The organism is Solemya velesiana gill symbiont, from assembly GCF_002020805.1.
Taxonomy (GTDB): Bacteria; Pseudomonadota; Gammaproteobacteria; order Chromatiales; family Chromatiaceae; genus Sedimenticola_A.
Genome location: NZ_MPRJ01000025.1, coordinates 1 through 26,432, shown reverse-complemented (window position 1 = coordinate 26,432; position 26,432 = coordinate 1). Strand labels below are relative to the sequence as shown.

Annotated in this window: 29 protein-coding genes; 17 read left to right on the top strand and 12 right to left on the bottom strand. The window is 56.3% G+C overall.

What is annotated here, in order from left to right:
* Window positions 1–348: 348 nt before the first annotated feature.
* The 5 genes from BOW53_RS05475 to BOW53_RS05455 form a co-directional block, all read right to left on the bottom strand.
* Entirely contained in the window at window positions 349–639 is a 291-nt protein-coding gene (locus tag BOW53_RS05475) for a PqqD family protein (RefSeq protein ID WP_078486552.1), read from the bottom strand.
* 19 nt (window positions 640–658) lie between these two features.
* On the bottom strand, window positions 659–1,381 hold the full coding sequence (locus BOW53_RS05470; protein WP_135607017.1) for a hypothetical protein: 723 nt from the start codon (window positions 1,379–1,381) through the stop codon (window positions 659–661).
* Between the two features lie 230 nt (window positions 1,382–1,611).
* Window positions 1,612–1,986, bottom strand: a complete 375-nt coding sequence (locus BOW53_RS05465; RefSeq protein WP_078486548.1) for a hypothetical protein — start codon at window positions 1,984–1,986, stop codon at window positions 1,612–1,614.
* 34 nt (window positions 1,987–2,020) lie between these two features.
* Window positions 2,021–2,923, bottom strand: coding sequence for a hypothetical protein (locus BOW53_RS05460; RefSeq protein ID WP_078486547.1), 903 nt, complete (start codon window positions 2,921–2,923; stop codon window positions 2,021–2,023).
* 201 nt (window positions 2,924–3,124) lie between these two features.
* Window positions 3,125–4,057 carry a hypothetical protein gene (locus BOW53_RS05455; protein ID WP_135607016.1) on the bottom strand — a complete coding sequence of 311 codons (933 nt, stop codon included), beginning with the start codon at window positions 4,055–4,057 and terminating at the stop codon, window positions 3,125–3,127.
* A gap of 115 nt (window positions 4,058–4,172) precedes the next feature.
* Here BOW53_RS05455 and glyA point away from each other — a divergent pair, with 115 nt between their 5' ends.
* From glyA to BOW53_RS05400, 11 genes are all read left to right on the top strand, one after another.
* A complete protein-coding gene (gene glyA, locus BOW53_RS05450; protein WP_078486544.1) occupies window positions 4,173–5,429 on the top strand; it encodes a serine hydroxymethyltransferase in 1,257 nt (418 codons plus the stop codon).
* Between the two features lie 61 nt (window positions 5,430–5,490).
* Window positions 5,491–6,003, top strand: a complete 513-nt coding sequence (nrdR, locus tag BOW53_RS05445; protein ID WP_078486542.1) for a transcriptional regulator NrdR — start codon at window positions 5,491–5,493, stop codon at window positions 6,001–6,003.
* Entirely contained in the window at window positions 5,990–7,093 is a 1,104-nt protein-coding gene (gene ribD, locus BOW53_RS05440) for a bifunctional diaminohydroxyphosphoribosylaminopyrimidine deaminase/5-amino-6-(5-phosphoribosylamino)uracil reductase RibD (protein ID WP_078486539.1), read from the top strand. The genes nrdR and ribD overlap by 14 nt, the downstream gene beginning before the upstream one ends.
* Before the next feature lie 6 nt (window positions 7,094–7,099).
* Window positions 7,100–7,762, top strand: coding sequence for a riboflavin synthase (locus tag BOW53_RS05435; RefSeq protein ID WP_078486537.1), 663 nt, complete (start codon window positions 7,100–7,102; stop codon window positions 7,760–7,762).
* A gap of 114 nt (window positions 7,763–7,876) precedes the next feature.
* Window positions 7,877–8,989 (top strand): bifunctional 3,4-dihydroxy-2-butanone-4-phosphate synthase/GTP cyclohydrolase II, encoded by a 1,113-nt coding sequence (gene ribBA, locus BOW53_RS05430; protein WP_078486535.1) that lies wholly within the window; start codon window positions 7,877–7,879, stop codon window positions 8,987–8,989.
* An 84-nt stretch (window positions 8,990–9,073) separates the two neighbouring features.
* Window positions 9,074–9,544 carry a 6,7-dimethyl-8-ribityllumazine synthase gene (ribH, locus tag BOW53_RS05425; RefSeq protein ID WP_078486533.1) on the top strand — a complete coding sequence of 157 codons (471 nt, stop codon included), beginning with the start codon at window positions 9,074–9,076 and terminating at the stop codon, window positions 9,542–9,544.
* A complete protein-coding gene (gene nusB / locus BOW53_RS05420; protein WP_078486531.1) occupies window positions 9,544–9,948 on the top strand; it encodes a transcription antitermination factor NusB in 405 nt (134 codons plus the stop codon). Before ribH ends, nusB begins: the two co-directional genes overlap by 1 nt.
* A gap of 147 nt (window positions 9,949–10,095) precedes the next feature.
* A complete protein-coding gene (gene thiL / locus BOW53_RS05415; RefSeq protein ID WP_172838780.1) occupies window positions 10,096–11,067 on the top strand; it encodes a thiamine-phosphate kinase in 972 nt (323 codons plus the stop codon).
* Window positions 11,060–11,530 carry a phosphatidylglycerophosphatase A family protein gene (locus BOW53_RS05410; RefSeq protein WP_078486529.1) on the top strand — a complete coding sequence of 157 codons (471 nt, stop codon included), beginning with the start codon at window positions 11,060–11,062 and terminating at the stop codon, window positions 11,528–11,530. The genes thiL and BOW53_RS05410 overlap by 8 nt, the downstream gene beginning before the upstream one ends.
* A 117-nt stretch (window positions 11,531–11,647) precedes the next feature.
* Window positions 11,648–12,214 carry a retropepsin-like aspartic protease family protein gene (locus tag BOW53_RS05405; RefSeq protein ID WP_245832011.1) on the top strand — a complete coding sequence of 189 codons (567 nt, stop codon included), beginning with the start codon at window positions 11,648–11,650 and terminating at the stop codon, window positions 12,212–12,214.
* Between the two features lie 27 nt (window positions 12,215–12,241).
* Window positions 12,242–12,448 carry a DUF2905 domain-containing protein gene (locus tag BOW53_RS05400; RefSeq protein ID WP_078486525.1) on the top strand — a complete coding sequence of 69 codons (207 nt, stop codon included), beginning with the start codon at window positions 12,242–12,244 and terminating at the stop codon, window positions 12,446–12,448.
* 98 nt (window positions 12,449–12,546) lie between these two features.
* Here BOW53_RS05400 and folE2 read toward each other — a convergent pair whose 3' ends face one another.
* The 3 genes from folE2 to xseB all read right to left on the bottom strand — a co-directional run bounded on the left by folE2 (window position 12,547) and on the right by xseB (window position 14,705).
* Window positions 12,547–13,359, bottom strand: a complete 813-nt coding sequence (folE2, locus tag BOW53_RS05395) for a GTP cyclohydrolase FolE2 (RefSeq protein ID WP_078486524.1) — start codon at window positions 13,357–13,359, stop codon at window positions 12,547–12,549.
* Window positions 13,360–13,582: 223 nt separating this feature from the next.
* On the bottom strand, window positions 13,583–14,467 hold the full coding sequence (gene ispA, locus BOW53_RS05390) for a (2E,6E)-farnesyl diphosphate synthase (RefSeq protein ID WP_078486522.1): 885 nt from the start codon (window positions 14,465–14,467) through the stop codon (window positions 13,583–13,585).
* 7 nt (window positions 14,468–14,474) lie between these two features.
* A complete protein-coding gene (gene xseB, locus BOW53_RS05385) occupies window positions 14,475–14,705 on the bottom strand; it encodes an exodeoxyribonuclease VII small subunit (RefSeq protein WP_078486520.1) in 231 nt (76 codons plus the stop codon).
* 166 nt (window positions 14,706–14,871) lie between these two features.
* On the opposite strand from xseB, the gene parE reads away from it, so the two are divergent.
* Together parE and BOW53_RS05375 are read left to right on the top strand one after the other, a co-directional pair.
* The gene (gene parE / locus BOW53_RS05380) at window positions 14,872–16,761 is read left to right on the top strand and encodes a DNA topoisomerase IV subunit B (RefSeq protein WP_078486518.1); all 1,890 of its coding nucleotides are present in this window, start codon (window positions 14,872–14,874) and stop codon (window positions 16,759–16,761) included.
* A 23-nt stretch (window positions 16,762–16,784) separates the two neighbouring features.
* On the top strand, window positions 16,785–17,360 hold the full coding sequence (locus tag BOW53_RS05375) for a CNP1-like family protein (RefSeq protein WP_078486517.1): 576 nt from the start codon (window positions 16,785–16,787) through the stop codon (window positions 17,358–17,360).
* A gap of 24 nt (window positions 17,361–17,384) precedes the next feature.
* On the opposite strand, the gene BOW53_RS05370 is transcribed toward BOW53_RS05375, so the two are convergent.
* Window positions 17,385–18,626, bottom strand: coding sequence for a hypothetical protein (locus BOW53_RS05370; protein ID WP_078486515.1), 1,242 nt, complete (start codon window positions 18,624–18,626; stop codon window positions 17,385–17,387).
* A 131-nt stretch (window positions 18,627–18,757) separates the two neighbouring features.
* Here BOW53_RS05370 and BOW53_RS05365 point away from each other — a divergent pair, with 131 nt between their 5' ends.
* Together BOW53_RS05365 and parC are read left to right on the top strand one after the other, a co-directional pair.
* A complete protein-coding gene (locus BOW53_RS05365; protein WP_135607015.1) occupies window positions 18,758–19,252 on the top strand; it encodes a BatD family protein in 495 nt (164 codons plus the stop codon).
* Window positions 19,253–19,350: 98 nt separating this feature from the next.
* The gene (gene parC, locus BOW53_RS05360; RefSeq protein WP_078486512.1) at window positions 19,351–21,600 is read left to right on the top strand and encodes a DNA topoisomerase IV subunit A; all 2,250 of its coding nucleotides are present in this window, start codon (window positions 19,351–19,353) and stop codon (window positions 21,598–21,600) included.
* Between the two features lie 10 nt (window positions 21,601–21,610).
* On the opposite strand, the gene BOW53_RS05355 is transcribed toward parC, so the two are convergent.
* The 3 genes from BOW53_RS05355 to BOW53_RS05345 are packed head-to-tail and all read right to left on the bottom strand — an operon-like array spanning window position 21,611 to window position 23,900.
* Window positions 21,611–21,982 carry a hypothetical protein gene (locus BOW53_RS05355; RefSeq protein WP_078486510.1) on the bottom strand — a complete coding sequence of 124 codons (372 nt, stop codon included), beginning with the start codon at window positions 21,980–21,982 and terminating at the stop codon, window positions 21,611–21,613.
* Window positions 21,979–22,410, bottom strand: a complete 432-nt coding sequence (locus BOW53_RS05350) for a DNA polymerase III subunit chi (RefSeq protein ID WP_078486508.1) — start codon at window positions 22,408–22,410, stop codon at window positions 21,979–21,981. The genes BOW53_RS05355 and BOW53_RS05350 overlap by 4 nt, the downstream gene beginning before the upstream one ends.
* Window positions 22,407–23,900: a leucyl aminopeptidase gene (locus tag BOW53_RS05345; protein WP_078486506.1), complete on the bottom strand. Its 1,494-nt coding sequence runs from the start codon at window positions 23,898–23,900 to the stop codon at window positions 22,407–22,409. The genes BOW53_RS05350 and BOW53_RS05345 overlap by 4 nt, the downstream gene beginning before the upstream one ends.
* A gap of 254 nt (window positions 23,901–24,154) precedes the next feature.
* Here BOW53_RS05345 and lptF point away from each other — a divergent pair, with 254 nt between their 5' ends.
* Together lptF and lptG are read left to right on the top strand one after the other, a co-directional pair.
* On the top strand, window positions 24,155–25,255 hold the full coding sequence (gene lptF, locus BOW53_RS05340) for an LPS export ABC transporter permease LptF (RefSeq protein ID WP_078486504.1): 1,101 nt from the start codon (window positions 24,155–24,157) through the stop codon (window positions 25,253–25,255).
* The gene (gene lptG, locus BOW53_RS05335; RefSeq protein WP_078486502.1) at window positions 25,252–26,316 is read left to right on the top strand and encodes an LPS export ABC transporter permease LptG; all 1,065 of its coding nucleotides are present in this window, start codon (window positions 25,252–25,254) and stop codon (window positions 26,314–26,316) included. The genes lptF and lptG overlap by 4 nt, the downstream gene beginning before the upstream one ends.
* Window positions 26,317–26,432 lie beyond the last annotated feature (116 nt).

Sequence of the window (26,432 nt, the reverse complement as noted above, 5' to 3'; positions counted from 1 at the left end):
TCGTGGACACATGACAGGTGCCCACTTACGTTAAAAGAGGTGGACATCTACCGCGTTGGTCGTTCCTTGTACAGGCTGTAACGCCCGGACGCTTACTGTATATCAAGGGCTTATTGATTCGGTGGCGTCAAAATAAATAGGTGTTAAGTCATAGTTTATTAAGTAAAAAATACAAACTCTTAATCCATTGGTCGAAGGTTCGAATCCTTCATGGCCCACCAATCCAGACTTGAAGCTCGGACCATTGAGTCCGGGTTTTTCGTATCCAGGAAGGAGATTCGAACCTTCGGCGAAATCAAAAATATCAGGTTCGACAGTAGAGCGCAGCGACCAAGACTTAAGCGTGATTCACTGTTCAGGAATTACCATTCCCTTTTCGACAAGCCGCATGAAGGTTGTTCTTATGTCCTGCTCGATCTGTTGTTCGGGGGTATCAGGAAAGGCCGCCTGCATGGTGGTAATGATATCTGTTACTGCAGCCGGGTCTTGAAGAAAGTGCCAGATGGCTGTTCCCGTTTCATTGAGGTAGTACATCGCATCATTGTTTTGGTCGGCAAGAAAACCCGAACCATCCATGTTCCGAAAAACAATATCCGGGTTTCGAATGTATTTTTCCGAGTCTGATGCAGACGTGGTCATCTGACAGTTTCCAGTGCTGTTAGGTGCGGTTGCTTACGGATCGTGTGCTTTCCGAAGTCGCGAATTTTTCAATCAGGAGATTCGCTGCCTCCTCAAGCGTGTTGTATTTAAGGACATAGCATGCGCTCTCCTCCACTAGGGCATAGAGTGTATCAAGGATGTTCAGCGCTGTATTCTGACGCGCAAAATTCCTGAGGATGACGTTTTTAAGCATATCCCCCCTGTTTGCCTCGATAATTGAAGGGGGTTCTTCATCTGTCCGTTCCAGTACCACGATGCCCTTGATCGGTGCCTTTTCAGTCAGCGGTGCCAGTGCGGTGTCGGCCAGGTTGCTGTAGTGGTAGCGTTTGTTGGCCGGGCCTGCATGGGTATCGATGTATTCTTTGAAATGGGTATCGGCAGTCTCGGGAAGGGGAATGCGAAGCCGGGGAAGTATGCCCAGTGCCATGCCCTGCCTGTCCGCGATCGAGAGGGGTAATACATCGTCGCTGAACAAGCGAAGTCCCCTGGATGCTAGTTTTGCCGATAGTGTGCTTTTGCCTGAGCGGTAGGTGTTGGGAAAGAGCACCAGGCCTTCGGGGAACTCCACCGCTGCACAATGCAGACAGAGAAGCTCAGGTTTGTCTGAAAGGTATGCGTGGATCAGGTCTACGATGAAATCGCACACGGCATCCACAGGGTCACGAAAGCACGACTCTTTCTTAAGCCACTGTGAATGGCGACGGAAGCCATCTGGAGTCAACTCGATCTCTATTATTGGATTCTGGTTTTGTGATTCTGGAATGGATTGTATATCCCAGTGACGCAAAACAGTTTTCAGTATCGGCAGTAGTTCTTCACAGTCAGTAAGTCTTACGGATCCTGGTAGGCCGGGGAATTGGTAACAGTTATGCTGTTGATTCAACGTGATGATCCAAAAAGTTGGCCTGCCCGTAGGCAGGCCATTCTATTTGTCCAGTCGCAGCTATCAGCTTATACGAGGCCGGGATTGGTTGTAGGGTCAATTATCGGGTCTGCAGCGGGTTCGGTGCCGGGATCCGTTGCATCAGACGGGCCTGATGCGGCAGACGCTTCAGATGTGGCAGACGCTTCAGATGTGGCAGACGCTTCAGATGGAGCGGACGCTTCGGATCCACCGGATGAGCTGGATGCGGATGAACCGCCATCGCTACTGGAACCTCCCGCAGAACCACCGCTGTCGCCGCCTGAACCCCCACTGGCATGGGCTTCACTGAGTGCCAGAAAAGCAGGGGCAGTATAGGCAACTACGGCGCCAATACCCAATTTGGCCAGTGCGGCTCGCCGTGTAAGGTCAACGGGTTGCTTGTGTTTGTCTGACTTTTTCATATTTCTCTCCTTCGCATTGGCCTGAATAGGCGAATTAGTTAATTGTCCAGAGTCCGCTTCTGCGGTCCTTGCACATTTGTCGTTCACGTTGAGTTCCGATGCGACCTGCCGCATTGGAAATGCTACGATACTTCCGGCACTTCTGACCCGCTCGAGTTTTGTAGGTCTCCACCGGCACAAGCATTGCTGTAACCAAGCCGTTTCGGCTTGTCCAGCTATGCGCAGCACCATCACGGTTCTTGTTCAAGGTATTCTGCAAGGCTCTTTTGAGGGATTTTTGATCCCGGCCCGCAAGATAGTTGCTGTCGAAGCCGTAACCGGTCAGCTCTTTTCGTTTGCTGTCTTTGTATTTGTGCTGCTCTTCGATCAGAACGTAATGACCGATCTTAGGCGCGTAGTAATAGGTCTTGCTCGCCCTGAATCGTCCACTGTTGGGTGAATTCCGTGAGCAGACGGTTCTGTAGGTATCAAAGGTGCCTGCCGGAACACTGACGCGCTCAGTGCCTTCGACTACGCATCTCCAGTTTCGGATCAGTACCTTGGGTTCGCTACCGTCGTTCTTGGTGATCGTCTGCTGGAATGGAATATCTGCAGTATTGCCGGTTTTTAATGGCCAAAGGGTGTCATAGGGTACGGAAGTGTGTCCTTCACTGCTGCGACTTTTTCTGAACCACTTGAGATCGGGAATGAGAAAGTTCGCGGGTGTTGTCTTGGTCAGGCCGGTGTTGGTTTTCCAGGTGACCATGTCCCTCTCTTTGCCGGTGACGGTATATATCCTTTCGTTGTTGAATACGAAATATTCACCGGGGATATATTCAGGCAGATTGGCTGGTGCAAGTTTGGGCTGTGAGTCACTTTTCCCAAAGGGCAGCGTGTTGCATCCGGTCAAGGCTAACAGGGAGGTGGCAACTATGAGCCAGTGGCTTTTTACTGACATGTGTTCCTTCATCTCATGGTGGTTTACAGGTTTAACGGTCGAGGAGCGGATTTTCTTCCCTCAAAAGATATAAAAACGTGAAGTCGGTCAAATTTCGGGTGAAGCAAGAATGCAGTTCTGATGCTGGTTGTCGGATGGTGAAGGGTCGGAACTCATTTTTGTGTGATAAGGGAAAGCCCGGCATAAGCCGGGCTGAATAATTTATTGGCCGCCGTATAACGTTACGGACTGAACAGCGAAGTCCCACGCCTGGTTGGCGATGGCAAAGCGTTTGAAGGGATAGCGGAACGAGTTATCCCGGGTACGGGACAGCTGTTCACCATCCAGGAGAATCTCGATCTGTCCGTCGGGAGAGCGACGCCACTCCAGTTGGTGGGACTGCCCGTCACTCAAATCTGCAATTTCCACTGTGTCGGTGATCATGCTGCGACCGCTTCTGATACTGAGCAGCTCCAGCATGGGACGTTGGCCTGTAAATATGGTCAGGCGGTAGCCGGAGCTGCCATCCTGGTTCTGATAGAGACCGAACTCAATCTGCCCATCTTCTGAAGGCCTGTTATGCACGGAGAGGTCCACCTGGGCGGCAAATACCCTGGGAATCTGCATGGGAAGATGGATCTCGGCGGGGCCGCCTTGCTGTGGTTCGAGTTCCTGTGCTGGTGCCTGTTCTCTCTCCTGGCGTCTCTCTTTGATGGCCTCTTTCAGGAGGGCGCCGAGCAGAGTGCGGCCCAGATCCTGTTTTTCCTCACGGGTTTCCTCCTGTGGCTGCTCATCTCGTTGTGCAGGTTCGCTGAGGCTCTGGGAATGCAGGCCGAGACGCCCGTCGACCCAGAATTCACCGGCGATCAACTGCCAGGCGGGGTCTTGACGGAAATCGCCATCAGAGAAGTCGTCGCTGGCCAGCACGTCACGCCAGGGCCAGTCGTATTTGGCAACCAGGTTCTCCATGGCATTGAGTAGCCAGCGGTCCGCGGCACGCTGTTGGCGGGCTTTATCGGTCAGTGTTTTGAGATCATCTACCAGGGTCTGAAGCTCCTGGTTGTCTTCTGCAGCTGATATTGCCGGGACCGCCAAGGCAGCAGCCAGGGTCAGAATAGGAAAAAAATTCGGAATACGTATGGTTCTTTTGCTCATTTTGTTGTTGTGCATGGTCCTATTTCAGTACAGCCGCAGCCTAATTTCAAATGTATGGCGGATATCCGGGGATTGCTGGTAAAATGTCGCTTTTTTTCCGGCGGAGTAGGTTTCAATGTTCAGTAAAGATATGCAGATTGCGGGCTATGACGATGAACTTTGGGCGGCGATGCAGGCCGAGGAGGGGCGTCAGGAGGAACATATCGAGCTGATTGCGTCAGAGAATTACACCAGCCCACGCGTGATGCAGGCCCAGGGCAGTGTACTGACTAACAAGTATGCGGAGGGTTACCCCGGCAAGCGCTACTACGGCGGATGTGAGCACGTGGACGTTGCAGAGCAGCTTGCCATAGACCGTGCCAAGGCGCTGTTCGATGCTGACTATGCCAACGTGCAGCCCCACTCCGGTTCCCAGGCCAACGCAGCGGTCTACATGGCCCTGTGTCAGCCTGGTGACACCATTCTGGCTATGAGCCTGGCTCACGGCGGCCACCTGACCCACGGTGCCAAGCCCAACTTTTCCGGAAAGATTTACAACGCCATTCAATATGGCCTGAATCCCGAAACCGGCGAGATCGACTACGATGAGGTCGAGCGTTTTGCCCGTGAGCACAAGCCCAAGATGATCATTGCCGGCTTTTCTGCCTATTCCCGCGTTGTGGATTGGCAGCGCTTCCGCGACATCGCCGAGGAAGTGGGTGCCTACCTGTTCGTGGATATGGCCCACGTTGCTGGCCTGATCGCTGCGGGCCACTACCCCAGCCCGGTGCAGATTGCCGATGTGACCACGACTACCACCCACAAGACCCTGCGCGGTCCCCGCGGTGGCCTGATCCTGGCCAAGTCCAACGAGGAGATTGAGAAGAAGCTCAATTCCCTGGTTTTCCCGGGCATCCAGGGTGGCCCCCTGATGCACGTAATCGCCGCCAAGGCGGTGGCCTTCAAGGAGGCGATGGAGCCCGGCTTCAAGGAATACCAGCTGCAGGTGCTGAAAAATGCCCAGGCCATGGCCAGCGTCTTCATGGAGCGTGGCTACGACGTGGTATCCAAGGGTACGGACGATCACCTGTTCCTGGTCAGCTTCATTGAAGCGGGCCTGACCGGTAAGGATGTGGACGCCTGGCTTGGCGACTCGAATATCACCATCAACAAGAATTCGGTGCCGAACGATCCCCAATCACCTTTCGTGACCAGCGGTATCCGGGTAGGTACCCCGGCACTGACCACCCGCGGTGTGGGTGAGGCCGAGGCCCGAGACCTGGCCGGCTGGATGTGCGATGTGATCGACTCACGCGGTGACGAGGCGACCATTGAGCGGGTCAAGGGCCAGGTGCTGGATCTCTGTAAGCGTTACCCCGTCTACGCCGACTAAATAAGACAGTGCGGGGACGGTCGCCATTGCAGCGGCCGGTCCCCTCACGGGAAATTGGCTTATGCGTTGTCCCTTCTGCGGTGCCCAGGATACCAAGGTGATCGACTCCCGCCTGTTTGGAGAGGGTGACCAGGTACGCCGGAGAAGGGAGTGCACTGTCTGTAAAGAGCGCTTTACCACCTACGAATCCGCGGAACTCAACCTGCCGAGGGTGGTGAAGCAGGACGGCAGCCGGGTGCCTTTCGATGGGCGTAAGCTCTCTTCCGGCATGATGCGTGCGCTGGAAAAACGTCCCGTAAGCACAGATCAGATCGATGATGCGCTAAATCGCATCCGCCGCAAGATACTCGCCAGTGGTGAGCGCGAGGTGGACTCCCGGCAGATAGGCGAATGGGTCATGGATGAACTGCGGGCGCTTGACCAGGTCGCCTATGTCCGCTTTGCCTCGGTTTACCGCAGCTTCGAAGACGTCAACGCCTTCCGTGAAGAGATCGAGCGGCTGGAGACCCAACTCCCACCCGATGCCAGGCGCCAGCAACTCAACCTGCTGGACGATGAAAATGGCGACAGCTGACGATTACCGTTACATGGCCCGGGCCATAGAGCTTGCCAGGCGTGGCCTCTATACCACCCATCCCAATCCTCGTGTCGGTTGTGTACTGGTCAAAAACGGCCAGATGATTGGTGAGGGTTACCACCGCCGGGCCGGTGAGCTTCACGCCGAGCGCAATGCCATCGCGGATGCCGGCGGCAGCGCAGAGGGGGCTACAGCCTATGTCACCCTGGAACCCTGTTGCCACCATGGACGTACTCCGCCTTGTACTGAAGGGCTGATCGAGGCGGGTGTCGCCCGTGTGGTGATGGCCATGCAGGACCCCAACCCCCTGGTTGCAGGAGAAGGTGCTCGGCGTCTTCGGGATGCCGGAATCGAGGTCGAGAGTGGCGTGCTGGAGTCCCAGGTCCGGGAGTTGAATCCCGGTTTCATCCGCCGCATGGACAGCGGTATCCCTTATGTACGCTGCAAACTGGCCATGAGCCTTGATGGACGCACCGCCATGAACAGTGGCGAGAGCAAGTGGATCACAGGACCAGCGGCACGTGCTGATGTACAGCGCCTGCGTGCCCGCAGCGATGCCATCGTTACCGGTATAGGTACGGTGCTTGCTGATGATCCCTCCATGAATGTGCGATTGGAGATGGGGGAGAGTAATGAGCCGGCCCAGCCACTGAGGGTTGTGTTGGATCCCATGCTCGAGATGCCTTCCACGGCAAAAATGTTGAAGCTGCCGGGCCGGACGCTGGTGATCTGCTCCTGTGAGCCGCAGGCCAGGGGAAAAGCGCTGGCGGAAGCGGGCGCCGAAGTGGTCATGTTGCCGGGATCATCCGATGGGATCGAACTGCGGCAGTTGCTGCAACACCTGGCCGAGCGCCAGATCAACGAGGTCCTGGTCGAGGCTGGCTCGACCCTGGCCGGCGCTGCGTTGTGGCAGGGGCTGGTGGATGAACTGGTAGTCTATGCCGCCCCCCACATCATGGGCAATGGTGGTCGGGGCCTGTTCCATCTGCCGGAACTGGAGTTGATGCAGGATCGTGTAGAACTCGAAATATCCGATGTGCGCATGGTCGGCAGAGACATGCGCATGACGATCAAACCGAAGAGATAACAGAGCGTGTTCACAGGCATTATTCAAGCGGTAGGCCGTATTGCCGGCATGCAGCAACGTGGTGGCGACATGCGCCTGCATATCAATACCGGGAAACTGGACCTGGCAGACGTACAGCTGGGAGACAGCATCGCCACCAACGGGGTCTGCCTCACCGTGGTGGAACTGCCCGGTGACGGTTATGTGGCCGATGTCTCCAGGGAGACTCTGGCACTGAGTACCCTGGCCAATTTGCATCCCGGCAGCGCGGTGAACCTGGAAAAGGCGCTGACCCTGAGCACGCCCCTGGGCGGTCACCTGGTGAGTGGTCATGTCGACGGGCAGGGCCTGGTGCTCGAGCGCAGGGACGACGCCCGTTCAATACAGTTTCGCATCGAGGCGCCATCGGAGCTGGCCCGCTACATCGCCCACAAGGGTTCCATCTGCGTGGACGGGGCCAGCCTTACGGTAAACAGCGTCAACGGCAACCAGTTCGAACTGAATATCGTGCCCCACACCCTGGATGAGACCATCATGGGTGCCTATGCGCCCGGGACCCGGGTGAACCTGGAGGTGGACCTGGTGGCCCGTTACCTGGAGCGGCTGCTGCTGGGCGAGAAGGCGGCGGAAAAGGCACCGGAGGGTGGGCTGACGCTGGAAACCCTGGCCAAACACGGTTTCATCAAGTAGGGCTGCACCTCCAGATCCAGGCAAAATTTCTCTGAAACCCCAGGCTTTGATACACTTGCCCGTTCCCTTAACGGGGGTGAATCGAGATTTTACGCGCAGAGCGCGGTTGGAAAGATGGCATTTAATACGACAGAAGAGATTATTGAAGACCTCCGTCAAGGGAAAATGGTCATTATCATGGACGATGAGGATCGCGAGAACGAAGGCGATCTGCTCATGGCCGCGGAGATGGTGACTCCAGAGGCGATCAACTTTATGGCCCGCTACGGCCGCGGTCTGATCTGTCTCACACTGACCAAAGAGCGCTGCCAGCAGTTGCGTCTGCCCCTGATGGTCGGCGTAAACGAGTCCCAGCATGCGACCAATTTTACCGTTTCCATCGAGGCGGCCGAAGGGGTGACTACCGGTATTTCAGCGTCCGATCGTGCCACCACGGTACTGGCGGCAGTAAAGGACGATGCCCAGCCCCAGGATATCGTTCAACCCGGACACATTTTTCCCCTGATGGCCCAGCCGGGTGGGGTGCTGGTACGTGCCGGTCATACCGAGGCCGGTTGCGATCTGGCCCGCCTTGCCGGTTCGGATCCTTCCGCGGTGATAGTGGAGATCCTCAATGAAGACGGTACCATGGCACGCCGCCCTGACCTGGAGGTGTTCGCCAAGGAACATAACCTCAAGATCGGCACCATCGCCGACCTGATTCACTACCGGGTGCGTAATGAGAAGACCGTTGAGCGGATCAGCGAATGCACGCTCCCCACTGAATATGGCGACTTCAAGCTGGTGGCTTACCAGGACTGTATCGACAACGAACTGCACTTGGCACTGGTGAAGGGTGATATCAGCCCGGATGAACCGGCCCTGGTGCGTGTGCATATGCAGAACACGCTATGTGACCTGTTCTCACCAAACCACAAGGGCTGTTCCTGGCCACTGCAAAACGCAATGCGCCAGGTTTCATCCGAAGGCAAGGGTGTTATCGTGGTACTTCGCAACCACGACACGACACGCGAGATCATCCAGCGGATGCGTGATTTTCAACTTCACGACCAGGAGGATCCTGTTCCACCAAGGGAGAACCAGGGTCACCTGCGCACCTTCGGTGTCGGTGCACAGATCCTGTCCGACCTGGGTGTGAGTAAGATGCGGGTGCTCAGTGCGCCCAAGAGCCTGCACGGTATCTCCGGTTTCGACCTGGAGGTCGTGGAGTACGTCGGCTGCAATTGAGTATTCAGAGCCCGGTCTCCGGGGTCACGAACTTTTTACGAGATAACAACGGGACTATCCCGAATAGAGAACAAGGCGATTGAGATGGCAATTAAAACCATTGAAGGTGCACTGACTGTAAAGAAGGCCAGGTTCTGCCTGGTGGTGGCGCGTTTTAACAGCTTCGTTGTGGAGAGCCTGCTGGAGGGCGCCATCGATACCCTGAAGCGCCATGGTGCGGATGATTCAGACATCACCATCGTACGTGTTCCAGGTGCCTTCGAGATGCCCCTGGTTTTGGACAAGATTGCGGCCAAGGGCGACTACGATGCGATAGTCGCGCTTGGTGCCGTTATCCGCGGCGGTACGCCTCACTTTGACTATGTCGCCGGAGAGTGCGTGAAAGGCATGGCCCAGGTCAGTCTGCAGCACGGCACGCCTATAGCCTTTGGCGTTCTCACCGTCGATACCATCGAACAGGCAATCGAACGTGCAGGCACCAAGGCGGGCAACAAGGGCGGTGAGGCCGCGCTCTCCGTAATCGAAATGGTCAACGTTCTGCGCCAGATCAGCTGATGAGTCAAAAACGCAGCCAGGCAAGGCACCACGCGGTGCAGGCCATCTACCAGTGGCAGATGACCGGCCAGGATATCCAGGATATTCATAACCAGTTTCTCACGGAGCAGGATCCATCAAGCTTCGAGGTGGAGTATTTCAATACCCTGCTCAGTGGTGTGCCTGGCAACCTGGATGACCTGGATGCACAGCTGGGTCCCTGTCTTGACCGCTCAATCGAGAGCGTGGACCCGGTTGAGAGGGCGATTCTGCGCCTTGGTGCTTTTGAGCTTATCCATCAGTTGGAAGTGCCCTACAAGGTGGTGATCAACGAGGCAGTGGAACTGGCCAAGGTCTTTGGTGCCGAAAAGGGCCATAAGTATGTCAACGGCGTATTGGATAAGTTGGCAAGCCAGGTGCGCTAGGGCGAGCTTGGCCGTTGATTGCAAATGGCGTGTAGGAGCGATTTTAATCGCGAAGGTGCATTGCTCATTTCTGATCGCCAACAAGTTCGCTCCTACTTTCCACTTTAAGCTCGACATCTCTTCCCCTTTTCTGTCACCTTTCCCTCTATGGCGATTTCTGAATTCGAACTGATCCGTAAATATTTTTCCCATACGGTGGAAGAGCGGACTGACGTGGTGCTTGGGGTGGGAGACGACTGTGCCCTGCTGCAACCCCCCCAGGGCTGCCAATTGGCGGTCAGCATAGATACCCTGGTCGAGGGTGTTCATTTCTTCCCTGACATCGATCCCTTTTTGCTGGGACACAAGGCGCTGGCTGTCAATCTCAGTGATCTTGCCGCCATGGGGGCAAGGCCGGCCTGGGTGACCCTGGCGCTTGCACTTCCCGATAGCGATCCCCGGTGGCTGCAAGGGTTCAGCCAGGGCTTTGCCGCGTTGGCGCACATCCACAATGTGCAACTGGTCGGTGGTGACACCACCCGCGGTCCGTTGACTATCACAGCCCAGGTCCATGGATTCATTGAACCTGAAAAGGCACTGCGCAGGGATGCGGCTTCAGTCGATGACCTGGTCTACGTGACAGGGACCCTGGGGGATGCGGGCCTCGCATTGAGAATGATTCAGGGTTCTGTTTCTGCTGATGATTACCTGCCTTCATTGAGAGATCGCCTCGAAAGGCCCCAGCCGCGGATTGCGGAGGGGCTGGCTGTAAAAGGTTTGGCACGGGGAGGGATCGATATATCCGATGGGCTGATATCCGACCTGGGACATATCTGTCGAGCCAGTGATTTGGGTGCCAAGCTGTTTCTGGACCAGGTACCTCTCTCGGAGGGGGTGGGTCGATATATTAACCAGGGTGGTGATTGGGGCGTGCCCCTCGCATCAGGCGACGACTACGAGCTCTGCCTGACGGTTCCGGCAGAGAACAAAGATGAATTCGAAGCGCGGATGCAGGATACCGGTATCCCCTTCACCCTCGTAGGCACAATGGAACAGGAACTGGGGATACGCTGCCAACTGCCAGGCGGTGGCCTTCTTGACCCACTGCCGGGTGGATATGAGCACTTCAGTCATGAGTGAATTACCGAAACCTGACTGGACCAACCCGGTTCACCTGCTCGCTTTTGGCATGGGCTCAGGGGCAGCCCCCAAAGCCCCTGGGACCGTGGGGACTTTGGCGGCCATTCCCCTCTTTCTGGGGTTGAGGCATCTGCCGCCTGAAGCCTATATCGTTTTGGTGGCGGCCATGTTTTTGGTGGGCATCTGGCTATGCGGAAAGACTTCCCGTGACCTGGGTGTGCATGATCATGGTGGAATCGTGTGGGATGAATGGGTAGGGCTTCTGGTGACACTCTGGATGATACCCCCCGGCTGGATGTGGCTGGTGGCTGGATTTCTGCTGTTCAGGCTGTTCGATATTCTCAAGCCCTGGCCTATCGGCTGGCTCGATCGTCGTGTCAGCGGTGGCTTCGGTATCATGCTGGATGACCTGGTTGCGGGACTTTTAGCGCTGGCTGTGGTCCAACTGGGGCAGTATGGCTGATGTAAGGGGATCTCAATGTCCAGGGAGTTACGAAATAGAAGACGCATATTCTCACTAATCCTGTTGCTTGTTTTCTGCTGTTCAGCACAGGTGTACGCGGTACAGACCGTGAGGGTGATGGCACTGTTTCCAGGCAAGGCCATGTTGAATATCGACGGCAACAACCGCTTGATGAAGGTGGGACAGTCCAGTCCGGAAGGGGTGAAGCTGATTTCAGCTGATTCCAATGAAGCGGTTATTGAAGTGGATGGAAAGCGGGACACTTACACCCTGGGCAGCGTGGTTGGCGGCAACTTTGCAAAGCCCGAGACGCGGGAAGTCAAGATATCGCACAGTCCAAACGGTGCTTTCATGACCACAGGTACCATCAATGGCCGATTGGTGGACATGATGGTGGATACCGGTGCCACAGTGGTTGCCATGAGTGAGGTTGAGGCCAAGCGACTCGGCATTCCCTATCGCCTCAAAGGCAAGCCGGCCGGTGTCAGCACGGCTTCCGGTTTTACCCAGGCCTACGCTGTTATGCTGGATCGCGTGAAGGTGGGTGAGATACAACGGCAGAATGTCGAGGCCATGGTCATCAAGGGCAGCAGTCCAATTCACGTGCTTCTCGGTATGAGCTTTCTCAAGCAGGTGGAGATGGAAAACCAGGGCAGCATGCTGCTTTTACGCAGTAAATATTGATTACGGGTCAAGGCCTCGGGTCAGGTTATGGCGCGCTGGATAATGATTGCAGGAGCCCTGCTCTTTGCTCTTGGAGCGGTACTCCACTTTGCCCCGGGATTGTTGAGCTGGTTTGTAAAGCTGCCGGGGGATACCAATATTCAAACCGGAAGGGGGAGGGTCTTTATACCCATCACTTCGGCGATCATTGTCAGCGTGTTGATTACGATTCTCCTAAATTTGTTCAGGCGTTGAGTTTTTATAGATTGCCTGGTTCCCAATCAGAGACTCCACCATAAAAAAAGCGGCTCTGGTTGGAGCCGCCTTTCCATTCTGACATGAGAGGAGTCAGGTCAAACTTCAGCTTCCTTGTCCTTCTCGATCAGTGCATATGCCGAGTGGTTGTGGATGGACTCGAAGTTCTCCGACTCAACGATATAGGCACTGAAACGTTCTTCTTCGTTCAGGCGGCCGGCAACGTCGCGAACCATGTCTTCCACGAACTTGGGGTTATCGTAGGCGTGTTCGGTAACGTGTTTCTCGTCCGGACGTTTGAGCAGGCCGTAGAGTTCGCAGGAGGCCTCTTTCTCCACCAGGTCGATGATCTCCTCGATCCAGACAAAACCGTTGGTGCGTACCTGGACGGTGACGTGTGAGCGTTGATTGTGGGCTCCACGGTCGGAGATTTTCTTTGAGCAGGGGCAGAGGCTGGTAACCGGGACCACCACCTTGATGAACATGGTGGGGGTTCCGTCGTGGACTTCGCCGATGAGGGTGACATCGTAGTCCATCAGGCTCTGTACGCCGGACACCGGTGCGGTCTTGTTGATGAAGTAGGGGAAGTTCATCTCGATGTGTCCGGATGCCGCTTCCAGTCGCTCGGCCATTTCACCGAGCATGCCCTTGAAAGACTCCACGCTGATCTCTTTTTCGTGGCTGTTCAGAATCTCCACGAAACGGGACATGTGGGTGCCCTTGAAGTTGTGGGGCAGGTTTACATACATGTTGAAGGTAGCGATGGTGTGCTGAATGCCGTCGCTGCGGTCCTTTACCTGCACCGGGTGACGGATATCCTTGATTCCCACCTTGTTGATGGCGATTTGCCGGGTGTCAGCGCTGCTTTGCACATCAGCGATTTCACTCTTGGTTTCGACACCTTCTGTCACTAGCTCAACCCTCAGTACTGCAGTCGGCCAACACCCTGAACGGCCATAACTGCTTGAAATTAAACGGCAGACTATACAAATACAGGGAATGGGAAAACCGGGAGTTATTCTGGTTATTCTCGGTCGCGGTCGCCCCCTGCCGCAAAGAACCGGCAATTATGACGATACCTTTACCACGGCGCAAGGGCCAGGCGAATTAATCCTGGGGGCAGAATCGGCGCGATCAGTGCTTTCTGTTGATGATGTACTCGGCCAGCCAGCGCAGGGGTTCGGCACGCTCATCGAGGTCCAGGAGGCTTTCAAGAGCCTCCTGGATGAGCGCTTCGGCCATCTCTTTGGCACCGCTCATGCCGATAAGGGCGGGGTAAGTAGGTTTATCCTGGGCCTGGTCCTTTCCCAGGGTCTTGCCGAGGATTTCGGTATCGCCCTCCACATCAAGGATGTCGTCCTGGACCTGGAATGCCAGCCCGATGCACTTGGCATAGTGATCGAGGTGCGTTACCGGGCCCTGGTCGGCCCCGCCGGCTGCCAGTGCACCCAGTTTCACGCTGGCACGGATAAGGGCACCGGTTTTATGGATATGCATGTTTTCCAGTTGTGCCAGGTCGATCTGCCTGCCCACAGCGGCCAAATCAAGGGCCTGGCCGCCTGCCATACCCCTTGAACCGCTGGCCAGGGCCAGGGTTTGCACCATTGTCAGCCTGGTTGCTGCATCGGCCAGCATTTGCTTGTCGTCGCACAGGACCTTGAACGCCAGGGTCTGCAGCGCGTCGCCGACCAGGATGGCCGTGGCTTCGTCATACGCCTTGTGGCAGGTGGACTGGCCGCGGCGCAGGTCATCGTCGTCCATGGCAGGCAGGTCGTCGTGAACCAGCGAGTAGGCGTGAATCAGTTCCACTGCGCAGGCTGGGCCATCCAGTTGCTCAGGCTCCACTCCCAGGGCGCGGCCTGTTGCGTATACCAGCATTGGGCGCACCCGCTTTCCACCACCGAGGCTGGCGTATCGCATCGCCTCGTGCAGCCGTTCCGGTTGTATGGCCGGGCTGGGCAGCCAGGTTTCCAGGGCCTGTTCGCAGCGCTCCTGGCATGCCTGCATGTACTCCTTCATGGCGGTGTTACTGCTCACTGTTGAGTTCGGCTTCGGTATTGTTGCTGGTGAGGATCTGAACCTTCTGCTCAGCCTCTTTGAGGGCCTGTTGGCAGGTGCGGGTCAGTTCCATTCCCCGTTCGAAGGACTTCAGGGAGTCCTCGAGTGAAAGGTCGCCCTGCTCCAGGCTGTCGACCAGGGATTCGAGTTCTGCCAGGGCCTCTTCAAACGAGGGCGGCGTGGTTTTCTTCTTTGGCATGGATTGGCAAATGGGATTTCAAAAAACAGAACGTACCCCAGGGGTGCCCGGTGGTCAAACTACAATTAATATCAATAGCTTTAGTTCCTGCACATCTCGCCTGGATGGCGCTCTGCGTGTACACTCTGGCCTTCATTAACCCATAACGATTAATCAAAACCGATTTATGAGTAGAAGTTCCTACGACGCCTCGGATATCGAGGTTCTCAGTGGATTGGAGCCGGTGCGCAAGCGCCCGGGGATGTATACCGATACCACGCGCCCTAACCACCTTGCCCAGGAGGTCATAGACAACAGTGTCGATGAGGCCGTCGCCGGTCATGCCAGCACCATTGAGGTGACCCTCTTCAAGGACGGCTCCCTGCAGGTGAAGGATGACGGTCGCGGAATGCCCGTGGATATCCACCCCCAGCAGGGATTGCCCGGGGTCGAGGTGATTCTGACCAAGCTGCATGCAGGCGGCAAGTTCTCGAACAAGAACTACCAGTTCTCGGGCGGCCTGCATGGTGTGGGTGTCTCCGTGGTCAATGCCCTCTCCAAGCACCTGGAGGTTTGGGTCAGGCGTAACGGCACGGAGTACAACATCGCCTTTGCGGACGGACACAAAGTCTCCGACCTGGAAGAGGTGGGCAAAGTCGGCAAAAACAACACCGGTACCATCGTCAAGTTTTGGCCTGATCCCAGCTATTTCGACTCGCCGAAATTTTCCGTGCGCCAGTTGCTCCACGTACTCAGGGCCAAGGCTGTACTCTGTCCCGGGTTGCAGGTGCGGTTTCATGACGAGAGCAGTGGCGATACCCACGAGTGGTGTTACGAGGACGGCCTGAAGGATTATCTGCTCGATGCGTTACAGGGTTTACAGATACTGCCGGCAGATCCGTTTATCGGCTCCATGCAGGGTAATGCCGAGGTGGCGGACTGGGCGGTGGTGTGGTTGCCTGAGGGCGGTGATGCGGTGACAGAGAGCTACGTCAACCTGATTCCCACGGCCCAGGGTGGTACACATGTGAATGGACTGCGCTCCGGGTTGACCGAGGCCGTCAGGGAGTTCTGTGAATTCAGGAACCTGTTGCCCAGGGGCGTAAAGTTGACGCCGGACGATGTATGGGGGCGCTGCAGCTACGTGCTCTCTGTGAAACTGGAAGACCCTCAGTTCTCGGGGCAGACCAAGGAACGGCTCTCCTCCAGGGAGTGTGCGGCCTTCGTCTCCGGGGTGGTGAAAGATGCGCTCAGCCTATGGTTGAACCAGCACACTGAAGAGGGCGAGATGATTGCAGAGCTGGCCATCAGCTCGGCCCAGACCCGGCTGCGGGCCGGTCGCAAGGTGCAGCGCAAGAAGGTGACCCAGGGGCCTGCACTGCCGGGCAAGTTGGCGGATTGCAGCGGCCAGGACCCACTGCGCAGTGAACTCTTCCTGGTGGAGGGTGACTCTGCCGGCGGTTCTGCCAAGCAGGCCAGGGACCGCGAATTCCAGGCCATCATGCCCCTGAGGGGGAAAATACTGAACACCTGGGAGGTGGATCCCGCGGAGGTGCTGGGTTCCCAGGAGGTTCACGATATCTCCGTGGCCATCGGCATGGAGCCCGGTTCCGATGACCTGAGCAAGTTGCGCTACGGCAAGATATGTATTCTCGCGGATGCCGATTCTGACGGTATGCATATCGCCACGTTGCTCTGTGCGCTCTTTCTTCGCCACTTCAAGAAACTTGTGCAGGAAGGACATGTCTATGTAGCCATGCCGCCGTTGTATCGGATAGATGTGGGCAAGCAGGTGTTCTATGCCTTGGACGATGCGGAACGCCAGGGTGTACTGGACAGGATCGCCGCGGAGAAGACCAGGGGCAAGGTAAGTGTGCAGCGTTTCAAGGGATTGGGTGAGATGAACCCGATGCAACTGCGTGAAACCACCATCCATCCGGATACCCGCCGTCTGGTGCAGTTGACCGTCGGCTCCGGCGACGACACCAACAGCGTCATGGACATGATGCTGGCCAAGAAACGGGCCTCTGACCGAAAGGCCTGGTTGCAGCAGAAGGGTGATCTTGCAGAGGTGTAGTGAGGCCCGTTGGGACAGTGATTATGAAAAGATTGATATTTATTGCCGGTGCATTGTCGCTATTACTTGCCTTTCCTGCCATGGCAGATAATCCGTTCAAACGATTTATGGATGATCCGAACCAGGTCGAGAATCCCGATGTAGAAGAGTATGTCTGGAAAGAGGGGGCGACGGACCTCCCCGATTATCCCCAAGAGGAAAATCTGCTGGAGTTTGATGTACATGCTCCGGGTGGGAAATTTATCTACTTCATTGACGAGAAGTCGCTCAGTGTCGGAGAGAAGGACGGTGTTGTGCGTTATGCGCTGGTGATTCGCTCCCGGACCGGCGCAGAAAATGTCACTTACGAGGGTATGCGCTGCAACATCAAGGAATTCAAGAGTTATGCCTTCGGCAATGGCAGGGGGGAGTGGAGAAAGGCGCGCAAGCCCCGCTGGATGGCGTTCAGGGGTAATGGCTACAACCAATACCGTTATGTGCTGTGGGAATACTATCTATGCGACCGTGCAAAAGTGCTTCCCCGTTCGGTTGAGGAGATAGTCTCCGCGCTCAAGTACCCCACATCAGACAGTAACCGGAAGATATTTTTCGAATACTGAAATCCGGGTTAATTAGTCCGGCCATCACCAGTTGGCATAAAGGTGCAGTGCAACGCTGTCCACTAAAAGCATAAAGATGGCGAATCCGCCGTTCCAGCGGGGAAAGCGGTAAGCGTTGATCCCGAAGCGCCCCTGCATAGCCAAGTGCATGCCCGAGAAGGGGGAAGTTGTGATACCCAGTGCCCAGGTCATCAGGAAGGTCAGGGCCAACAGGTTGGGATCTGCCACCAGGGGCATCAGAATGCTGCCGGCCGTGGCGATACTGATTACGGGGTGTACCCCCAGAATCGAGATGCCCACCATGAACAGCAGCAACAGGGTGGCCTCCTGGGCGCCAAAGTGATCGATTGCCAGATCCAGTGCCATTGCATCCATGGCAGCCGTGATACCTGCAGCGAGGATTCCGGCAGAGAGAAACAGCGTTAATTCTCCCCGCATGCGGGGCAACCCATTGGCGATATGCTGCCCGAGCCGTTCCATGCCTTCCGATCTGTTTCGCATCAACAGCAGTACGATTGTGAGCGTGATCGACAGAATCGAGATTAGGGTGAGAATCGGCAGTTCCCGCCACACCAGATGACAGCCCATCACCCCCATCGAGAGGAGAGCCGGGATCCACAGGGCGCTGAACTGCATCGGGTAGCCTCTGAAATGCACTCCCTGCTCCCTTCTGCTCAGGGTCAGGCCCGTGACCACAAGGGCGATGAGGGCGATGGGCAGTCCGACAGGCGAGAGGGTGGTGAACTGAGCGCCTGGTGCATTGGTCAGGGCGACACCCATGGCAGCAAAGAAGGACGACCAGTGGGATGCCACTGCAAAGCCTCTCGACAGCACAATGGCCTGTGTGGGACTGAGCGCTTCTCTTCGGCTCTGACGGTCTCCCAGTATCATTACCGCGGATAGATTGATCACAGCACCGAAAAAATGAACACCCAGCAATGTACGCCAAAGTGCTTTGGGTCCGGTGGGTAACTGCTCCTCGGTGGTCGCCTCGGGCAGTATGACCAGGCGCAAAAAGCTCACGGCTGCCAGCATGGCCAGCAGCGCCTGGTTTGTGCTCAGGGCCTTCTCTAGTGGAACGGCAGCGCCATTGGCAACACCCCAGGTCATAGCCGCCAGGCCGACGCCAAGCAGTACCAGGGCCTGGGTTCTCCCCAGCCCCTTTACCTGTACAAAAAGCAGGGCACCTGCAATCCAGGCGGCGATGCCTGCCAGGCTTCGGGGCACCTCCGAATACAGACCGTGGGTGATAGAGAGCAGGATCATCAGGAATATCAACCAGCCTGCCAGAATGCTGTTGGTGCCGGTTTGGTTCGTTGACTGCGCTTTAAGGGGGTGGTTATGGGCATTTCAATGCTATTCTACGCTTGTCGGAGGTGTTTGTGCAGTGCGTCATCATGAGTAGACAAAAGAGGTGGATCCCAATAGCCGGTGTCGTTCTGCTATTGGCCCTGGCAGCTAAAAGTGTGCTGGGCCAACAGGCAGTGAACCAGGCCGCAGGTGATGAGGGATGGTGGCAATGGGTGGTGTTGCTGTTTGTCATCGGCATGGGTTTGTCCATCTTTCACTCCATCAAGCTTTTACGGCGTAGTGCCTCACCGGATGCCGGTTACTGGCTGAAGCGCTTCGAGCAGGCTTGCCTGAAGCATGAGGCGTCAGCCGCTTCACAATCGCTTCTGTTCTGGGCGAAGGCAAAATGGGGTGTCGAGGCGCCCACGACCCTGCCAGGCATCGCGGCCCGGCTGGAGCGGGAAGATGTCACGCTACAGTTGCAGCAGCTGCAGAAGGCTGTGCGGAACGGGGGAGGGGCTGAGTGGAACGCCTACCTTTGCAGGCAGGTGATCACAGAGGTGCTCGCTCAACTCTCATCTGAAAAAGGTGATTCAGGGTAGCGAACCATAATGCAATGTTTTTGTGGTAATCTCCACGGCTTTAGATATTCACAGTTACCGTTAATTGACGGTTAGAAGTCTCCTCAATATAAAAACATATGGCCAACGGAATCGATCAGAGTCTCGAAGGCATCGAGCAGATGCCGCTGAAGGATTTTACCGAGAAGGCGTACCTGGACTATTCCATGTACGTGATTCTCGACCGCGCGTTACCCCATGTGGGTGACGGTCTCAAACCGGTACAGCGCCGCATCATCTACGCAATGTCGGAGCTTGGGCTGTCGGCAACAGCCAAGTTCAAGAAATCAGCCAGAACCGTCGGTGATGTCCTGGGTAAATTTCATCCCCATGGCGACAGTGCCTGCTACGAAGCAATGGTACTGATGGCCCAGGACTTCTCCTATCGCTATCCCCTGGTGGACGGCCAGGGTAACTGGGGCAGCGCGGACGACCCGAAATCCTTTGCCGCCATGCGTTACACCGAGGCGCGACTGACCCCCTATTCCCAGGTTCTGCTCTCTGAGCTGGGGCAGGGAACCGTTGACTGGACTCCCAACTTTGACGGCACCCTGCAGGAGCCTGTCATGTTGCCGGCCCGCCTGCCCAACGTGCTGCTCAATGGGGCAACGGGTATCGCCGTGGGTATGGCCACGGATATCCCACCTCACAATCTTCGCGAGGTGGCCAGCGCCTGCATTCACCTGCTGGAGAGTTCCAGGGCCACCCTTGAAGAGCTGTGCGAACACATCAAGGGACCCGATTACCCCACAGAGGCTGAGATCATCACGCCGCCGGCGGATATCTTCAAGATGTACGAAACCGGCAACGGCAGTATTAGGATGCGCGCCCGTTATGAGCGCGAGCAGGGCGATATCGTGATCACCGCGCTGCCCCACCAGGTGTCCGGCGCCAAGATCCTTGAGCAGATCGCCCAACAGATGCAGGCCAAGAAGCTGCCCATGGTGGAGGATCTGCGGGACGAGTCGGACCATGAAAACCCCACGCGCCTGGTGATCGTCCCTCGCTCCAACCGCGTGGATGTGGAACGGATGATGTCCCACCTGTTCGCCACTACCGACCTCGAGCGTACCTATCGCGTCAATCTGAATGTCATCGGCCTTAATGGCCGGCCCCAGGTGAAAGGGCTGCGCGAAGTGCTCAAGGAGTGGCTGGAGTTCCGCTACGAGACGGTTCGACGCAGGCTGGAATACAGGCTGGGCAAGGTCAGGGACAGGCTGCACCTGCTCGACGGCCTTTTGATCGCGTTTCTCAATATTGACGAGGTGATCCGCATCATACGAACTGCGGATGAGCCCAAGGCCGAGCTGATGCACGCATTCAACCTGAGTGCGGCCCAGGCGGATTATATTCTGGATACCAAGCTGCGCCAGCTTGCACGCCTGGAGGAGATGAAGATCCGGGCCGAGCAGGAGGAACTTGCGGAAGAGCGCGATCGCCTGGAGAAGACCCTCGGCTCAAAGCAGCGAATGAAGACCCTGATTCGCAAGGAGATCGAGGCGGATGCCGAAAAGTTTGGCGACGATCGCCGTTCGCCCCTCGTTGAGCGTTCGGCAGCAGAGGCGCTGGATGAGACTGAGCTCGCACCCAGCGAACCGGTGACTGTTATCCTCTCCGAGAAGGGGTGGGCTCGGGGGGGCAAGGGGCATGAGATCGATCCGGAGAGTGTAAGCTACAAGGCCGGTGACCGTTACCAGGATGCAGCCAGGCTGCGCAGCAACCAGTCAGCGGTGTTTCTGGATACGGCGGGGCGAAGTTACTCGATACCTGCCCATACACTGCCGTCGGCGCGCAGTCAGGGTGAGCCCCTGACCGGGCGGTTGGCGCCGGCCAAGGGCGCCACCTTCTGTGCGACCCTCGGCGGCAATCCCGATCAGTGGTACCTGGTCGCTTCCGACGCCGGCTACGGTTTCCAGGTGCAGCTCAAAGAGCTGTATGCCAAGAACAAGGCAGGCAAGGCGCTGCTGACCCTGCCCAAGGGCGCGCGCGTGTTGCGCCCTGCGCAGATCTCTGACCCGACCTCCGACCGGGTGGTGGCGATCACCAACGAGGGAAGGATGCTGGTTTTCCCTCTGTCTGACCTGCCGGTACTCAGCCGTGGCAAGGGCAACAAGATCATCGGCATCCCCACCAAGCGGGTGGAGTCCCGGGAAGAGTTCGTGGTGGCTATTGCTTCTGTGCCGGAAGGGGGCAGGTTGACCGCCTATTCAGGAAAACGCCATATCACCTTCAAGGACACGGACCTGGATGCCTACCAGGGTGAACGGGGAAGGCGGGGCAACAAGTTGCCCAGGGGATTCCAGAAGGTGGATGAGATAAGCGTCGAGTAAGGGGTTGGGGTCAGCCGTTTCTCTTCAATTCAGAGTCCAGAATCTGCTCGAGCAGTTCGGATGAGCGTTTTTTCACCAGCCGTGAAAGCTTCTTTTTGGCAACGGCATGGAAATCCGCCATCACGCTGGAGAGAGTTTGCTCCACCGCCTGTTCAATCAGCTGACCCAGTTCTTCCTCCAGCTCATCTTTGAGTCTATCTCGAACTGTTTTTCTCAACTCCGCATGGTCTGCGGGTTCCCGGGATTGATCGGCCAGGTCGTTGTCAGTGCGCCCAGGCTGCCAGTCATCGACTACATCGTTGAGGATCGGGATACCCTGCTCATCCACTGAAAAGGGATGGCTCGATTTCCCGTTGCTGTCCTTGCGGTTTTCGTCAGTCATTGTTTTATGTTGTGGGTATTCAGGCTGTATCCCCGGTCCCGATAGAAGCGGAAGCGCTGACGGCCTTCCTGCTTGATCTGCGGGTCGTGGTCGATCAGTTCGGCCACCCGCTCGAACTTGGCGAAAAAAATCGGCACCTCGGTGGCGAGGTTGATCAACACGTCATGCTCGTCACCGCTGTCGGCGCTATCGCCGATGAGGACCGGGTTCAAACCGGGATCCGCTTCAGTGGTCAGTGCATGGGGCAGAAAACTGCCTTCCCGAAATGTCCACAGCAGTTTGTCCAGGTGCCTGGACTCGGCGGGATAATTGGTGTGCAAATAGACCCGCCAGCCTTGTTGCCAGGCTTTTTCTGCAATGCGGCAGGCAAGGCCGTAACGGTCTCCCTGGGCCTGTTCGTCGAGGATGTAGAAATCGACCTGGGTCATTGGCCGCAACGCTTGAGCAGGAACTGGCTGAGCAGCGGTACCGGCCGCCCGGTTGCCCCCTTGCTGGCGCCTGATTTCCAGGCAGTGCCCGCAATATCCAGGTGCGCCCATTTGAAATCCTTGGTGAATTGTGAAAGGAAACAGGCCGCGGTGATGGTGCCGGCCCCTTTGCCCCCGATATTCGCCATGTCGGCAAAGTTGCTGTCCAACTGGGCCTGGTAGTCGTCCCAAAGGGGCAGCTGCCATGCGCGGTCGCCGCTGTTTTTGCCGGCGGTCAGCACCTCTTCAGCCAGGGCGTCGTTGTTGCTCAGCATGCCGGAGGCCTGGTCCCCCAGGGCGACGATACAGGCACCGGTAAGGGTGGCGATATCGATAACGGCAGCGGGATCGAATCGCTTGGCGTAGGTCAGGGCATCGCACAGGATGAGGCGGCCCTCCGCGTCGGTATTCAGCACCTCGATGGTCAGCCCGGCCATGCTGGTGACGATGTCGCCGGGTTTGTTGGCGTCACCATCAGGCAGGTTCTCGGAGGTGGGGACGATGCCCACCAGGTTGATTGGCAGTTCCATCTCAATGCAGGCGGCCATTGTGCCCAAAACACTGGCACCGCCGCACATGTCGTACTTCATCTCGTCCATGGCGGCAGAGGGTTTGATGGAGATGCCGCCGGAGTCGAAAGTGAGCCCCTTGCCCACCAGTACAACGGGCTTGCTCTTGGGTTTGTCCCCCTTGTACTCCATGATGATCAGCTTTGCGGGCTGACGGCTGCCCCTGGAGACTGAGAGCAGGGCGCCCATGCCCAGTGCTTCCATCTTCTTCTCTTCCAGGACCTGTACCTTCAGTTTTGCGGATTTTCGGCCGATGCTCTTGGCTTGGTCGGCGAGATAACCGGGAGTGCAGATATTGCCGGGCAGGTTGCCCAGGTTTTTAGCCAGACTCACACCTTTGGCAATGGCCTTGCCATTGACAATTGCCTGCTCCATACGCTTGTTGCGCCGCTGATCGCCGATGCAAAGGCCCATTTTCTTCAGAGGGCGCTTCGGTTTCTCGACATTGCTCTTGCATTCATCAAAGCGATAGAGGACCTCCTCAGTGGCCAGAATGGTTTCTCTGAGTGTTTCGTAAGTATCGCAATCCTTGATCGCCAGTGCAGGCAGACAGCTGATGGCATCAATGGCATGGCTCTCGTTGAGTGTGCCGGCTGCGGTTGCCGAGGCTTTGCGCAAGGCAGGGATTGAGAACTCCTTTTCAGGGCCGAGCCCGATCAGCAGTACGCGGCTGCTGCTTACACCGGGCAGATCGTAGAGCAAGGCTGACTGGCCGGTCTTGCCGTCCATGTCGCCCTTTTTCAGGATGCGTGTCAGTGCCCCTTTGCTGGCAGCATCCACGGCTGCTGCGCTGGGGCTCAGTTTGCGCTTGTCGAACACGCCCAATACTAGGCAAGAGCTGCGTTGCTCCTGGGGTTTGCCTGATTTCAAAATATATTCCATATCTGCTCCATTCAGTGCCCGGCATCATTATGGGCCCGGTTTTCATGTGCTGTCGGGATGTACTAACCGGTATGAGTTAGGTAGTATCCGCCCTGGTTATCCGTGGTTGACGAATTCCGGATAGTCTACAAGAAGTTGTGCTGTTTTCCACGCAGTGTGCAAAGTCCGAATAACAAGGCCTATTGTCGGGGATAATCCCCAAAGCTGGGCGATTTCACTGTTCAGGACACTCCAGAACGAGTAATACTGGCCCTATGTTGCCCATAATTGATCGCTATATCCTGCGCGAGGTGGCAAAAGCATTTTTTGCGATTGTCACTGTGCTGCTGCTGATCGTGATGACAAACAGTTTCGTCAAGATTCTCCAGGAGGCTGCCGGTGGTGCTCTCGGTCAGGATGTGCTGATCGAAATGCTTGGGCTCGAAGTGCTGCAGGTTCTTGGGCCAATCGTACCCCCCGCATTCTTTTTCGCGATCCTGTTCACCCTCGGCCGGATGTATTGCGACAGTGAAATGACAGCTATGAGTGCAAGTGGTGTGAGCGCCATACGCATATTTCGCTCCTTCATTATCGCGGCTCTGCCCATTAGCCTGCTGGTTGCCTGGTTGACGCTAGATCTTCTTCCCTGGGTCAATTTCTCAAAAGAACAGATCAGGCAGGCCCAGGATGATGCCTCCAAAGAGCTTGCTGCATCTGTGGCAGGGCGGTTCAATGAGTCCAGTAAGGGTGATCTTATCTTCTACGCCGAGGAGATGTCGGATGACAGGTCACGGTTGCGCAACGTATTCATACAAAACAGGCAGCATGGGCGGGCAGGTTTGATTACGGCGACTGAAGGATATCAGTACATCGATCCTGATACTGGAGATGATTTCCTGGTGCTGACCCGTGGTATTCGTTACGAGGGGGAGCCGGGCTCGGCGGATTACTCCATTGGAGAGTTCGACAAATACGCTTTCCGCCTGGGGTCAAACGATGACGAGAATGAACCCCTTCCTTTCAAGGCAATGCCTACGCGGGAGTTGATGGGGTCGAAGAATATCCGCAAGCGCGCTGAGTTCGAATATCGTCTGATGTTTCCCTTTGCGGTAATCGTCTTTACCCTGCTCAGCATACCCCTGAGCAAGTCGCTTCCATGGGAAGGGGTATATGGCCGGTTGGTGCTGGCCATTCTGTTTTACTTTATCTTCCTGAACCTGCAGGCCGTTTCTGAGAACTGGATGGTTTCAGGAACTACGGCAGCCTGGATGGGACGCTGGTGGGTGCACCCCTTTATGCTGTTTCTGGGACTCCTGGTGGTGATCTACAAGAGTCCGCGTTCACTGCTGAGATTGCTCAGGAGAAGTGCCAAGTGAAATTGCAGGACCGCTATATCGGACGTACGGTAATCCTGAGCACGGTCGTTGCACTGCTGGTACTGTTGATATTAGTTAGCTTTTTGACGCTGATGGATGAGTTGGGCGATGTGGGGACAGGGCAGTACACAACAGCAGATGCCTTCTACTATGTGTTGCTGGTAATGCCGCGCAGGGCCTATGAAGTATTTCCCATGGCGGTACTGCTGGGTATCCTGATCGGGTTGGGAGGCCTGGCCAACAGTTCCGAATTGATCGCCATTCGGGCTACCGGAGTTTCCCAGGCGCGTATCGTCTTTTCGGTCATGAAGGCCGGTGTGGCCTTCATGTTGGTCGTGGTGGTTGTGGGAGAAGTGATCGCGCCCAATACGGAGCAGTACGCGGAGCGGATGCGGGCAGAGAAGACATCGGACCAGATCACCCTTAAGTCCAAGTACGGTTTCTGGGCAAGGGACGGGGATTCCTTCGTCAACATCCGGAAAATTCTGCCGGGATCCCAACTCAAGGACATCTATATCTACGAGTATACCCCCGACCAGAAGTTGGAGATTGCGACCTATGCGCGATTCGCCCAGTACAAGGATGATCACTGGCTGTTGAGAGGCATTGAGCAGAGCCATTTTACCGAGCAGGGCGTGAAGAGCCAGAAACTGGAGCAGGCCACCTGGGAGTCCATGCTCAATCCCAGTTTGCTCGACGTGGTGGTTGTGCGTCCGACCATGCTGCCGGTATGGGGGCTGTATCAGTACATCGGTTTCATGCGTGACAACGGCCAGGAGGCGACCACTTATGAAGTCGCATTCTGGAGCAAGATCGTTACGCCCCTGATGGCGCTGGTGATGGTGTTCCTCTCTGTGCCCTTTGTGTTCGGTGTGATGCGCTCAGTGAGCGTCGGCTCCCGGATCTTTCTCGGATCGTTGCTGGGCCTCAGTTTTTTCCTTCTGAGCAAAGTATTCAGTCACATGGCGGTCGTCTACGAACTCAATCCACTGTTTTCGGCATCACTGCCTGCTTTGGTATTCCTGTTTATCGGATTTTGGTTCGTGCGCAAGATTCACTGAGCTAAGGCAGCTCTCGCGCTAGTGGGTCACGCGTAAAGTTAACAATCGAATTGTGTAGCTTGATATAATGAGGCATGGCAAATAAAACAGCACCATTTTGTATCACAAAAGATGTC

Excerpts from the sequence above, each read along its gene's own strand:
- BOW53_RS05475 (WP_078486552.1), bottom strand. The coding sequence starts at position 639 with ATGACCACGTCTGCATCAGACTCGGAAAAATACATTCGAAACCCGGAT.
- BOW53_RS05465 (WP_078486548.1), bottom strand. The coding sequence starts at position 1,986 with ATGAAAAAGTCAGACAAACACAAGCAACCCGTTGACCTTACACGGCGA.
- BOW53_RS05460 (WP_078486547.1), bottom strand. The coding sequence starts at position 2,923 with ATGTCAGTAAAAAGCCACTGGCTCATAGTTGCCACCTCCCTGTTAGCC.
- BOW53_RS05455 (WP_135607016.1), bottom strand. The coding sequence starts at position 4,057 with ATGAGCAAAAGAACCATACGTATTCCGAATTTTTTTCCTATTCTGACC.
- glyA (WP_078486544.1), top strand. The coding sequence starts at position 4,173 with ATGTTCAGTAAAGATATGCAGATTGCGGGCTATGACGATGAACTTTGG.
- nrdR (WP_078486542.1), top strand. The coding sequence starts at position 5,491 with ATGCGTTGTCCCTTCTGCGGTGCCCAGGATACCAAGGTGATCGACTCC.
- ribD (WP_078486539.1), top strand. The coding sequence starts at position 5,990 with ATGGCGACAGCTGACGATTACCGTTACATGGCCCGGGCCATAGAGCTT.
- ribBA (WP_078486535.1), top strand. The coding sequence starts at position 7,877 with ATGGCATTTAATACGACAGAAGAGATTATTGAAGACCTCCGTCAAGGG.
- ribH (WP_078486533.1), top strand. The coding sequence starts at position 9,074 with ATGGCAATTAAAACCATTGAAGGTGCACTGACTGTAAAGAAGGCCAGG.
- nusB (WP_078486531.1), top strand. The coding sequence starts at position 9,544 with ATGAGTCAAAAACGCAGCCAGGCAAGGCACCACGCGGTGCAGGCCATC.
- thiL (WP_172838780.1), top strand. The coding sequence starts at position 10,096 with ATGGCGATTTCTGAATTCGAACTGATCCGTAAATATTTTTCCCATACG.
- BOW53_RS05410 (WP_078486529.1), top strand. The coding sequence starts at position 11,060 with ATGAGTGAATTACCGAAACCTGACTGGACCAACCCGGTTCACCTGCTC.
- BOW53_RS05405 (WP_245832011.1), top strand. The coding sequence starts at position 11,648 with ATGGCACTGTTTCCAGGCAAGGCCATGTTGAATATCGACGGCAACAAC.
- BOW53_RS05400 (WP_078486525.1), top strand. The coding sequence starts at position 12,242 with ATGGCGCGCTGGATAATGATTGCAGGAGCCCTGCTCTTTGCTCTTGGA.
- ispA (WP_078486522.1), bottom strand. The coding sequence starts at position 14,467 with ATGAAGGAGTACATGCAGGCATGCCAGGAGCGCTGCGAACAGGCCCTG.
- xseB (WP_078486520.1), bottom strand. The coding sequence starts at position 14,705 with ATGCCAAAGAAGAAAACCACGCCGCCCTCGTTTGAAGAGGCCCTGGCA.
- parE (WP_078486518.1), top strand. The coding sequence starts at position 14,872 with ATGAGTAGAAGTTCCTACGACGCCTCGGATATCGAGGTTCTCAGTGGA.
- BOW53_RS05375 (WP_078486517.1), top strand. The coding sequence starts at position 16,785 with ATGAAAAGATTGATATTTATTGCCGGTGCATTGTCGCTATTACTTGCC.
- BOW53_RS05370 (WP_078486515.1), bottom strand. The coding sequence starts at position 18,626 with ATGATCCTGCTCTCTATCACCCACGGTCTGTATTCGGAGGTGCCCCGA.
- BOW53_RS05365 (WP_135607015.1), top strand. The coding sequence starts at position 18,758 with ATGAGTAGACAAAAGAGGTGGATCCCAATAGCCGGTGTCGTTCTGCTA.
- parC (WP_078486512.1), top strand. The coding sequence starts at position 19,351 with ATGGCCAACGGAATCGATCAGAGTCTCGAAGGCATCGAGCAGATGCCG.
- BOW53_RS05355 (WP_078486510.1), bottom strand. The coding sequence starts at position 21,982 with ATGACTGACGAAAACCGCAAGGACAGCAACGGGAAATCGAGCCATCCC.
- BOW53_RS05350 (WP_078486508.1), bottom strand. The coding sequence starts at position 22,410 with ATGACCCAGGTCGATTTCTACATCCTCGACGAACAGGCCCAGGGAGAC.
- BOW53_RS05345 (WP_078486506.1), bottom strand. The coding sequence starts at position 23,900 with ATGGAATATATTTTGAAATCAGGCAAACCCCAGGAGCAACGCAGCTCT.
- lptF (WP_078486504.1), top strand. The coding sequence starts at position 24,155 with ATGTTGCCCATAATTGATCGCTATATCCTGCGCGAGGTGGCAAAAGCA.